We start from the raw sequence: 480 nt of genomic DNA, 5'->3' as shown, positions 1-480 counted from the left end.
TTTTTAATTCAACCGCCCACCCCCCACATCAACACCTCTCAATTCGTCGGCAGCGTCTTATGTTTATAACACACCGGCGGGGCCGTGACCCGCCACCTGGCCGTGCGCCGTCGCGACGAGATCCGCGCCCCGTTCGACGTAGACGGCGTACTTGATGCTGGACGAGCCGGCGTTGATGCATGCATATCCCTTGCTCATGATGATCCGATCACGGCGAGACCTGTCGAGTGGCGCACGAGCAGGGACGCGAGCGCGCACGACGCGAGCCGGGCCAGCGGGCCGTCCGCGCGGCTGGTGAGCATGATGGGCACGCGCGCCCCGATCACGATGCCGGCCACCTGAGCTTCCGCCAGGTACTCCAGCTGCTTGGCCAGCATATTGCCCGCTTCCAGGTCGGGCACGACGAGGATGTCGGCCTGGCCGGCCACCGGGGACACGAACCCTTTCGTGCGCGCCGCTGCTTCCGATACGGCGAGGTCG

2 protein-coding genes are annotated in these 480 nt (G+C 66.0%); both read right to left on the bottom strand.

The window, feature by feature from the left end; all coding sequences use genetic code 11:
• Positions 1-63: 63 nt before the first annotated feature.
• On the bottom strand, positions 64-198 hold the full coding sequence (locus ACEN88_RS34145) for a hypothetical protein (RefSeq protein ID WP_413346815.1): 135 nt from the start codon (positions 196-198) through the stop codon (positions 64-66).
• Positions 195-480, bottom strand: a 286-nt coding sequence (locus ACEN88_RS34140) for a phosphate acyltransferase (RefSeq protein WP_413346813.1), incomplete at its 5' end; no start/stop codon positions are given. The genes ACEN88_RS34140 and ACEN88_RS34145, both read right to left, overlap by 4 nt.

The sequence above is a fragment of the Massilia sp. CT11-108 genome (assembly GCF_047302915.1).
GTDB lineage: Bacteria > Pseudomonadota > Gammaproteobacteria > Burkholderiales > Burkholderiaceae_D > Telluria > Telluria orientalis.
This window is presented reverse-complemented; position numbering and strand designations above follow the sequence as displayed.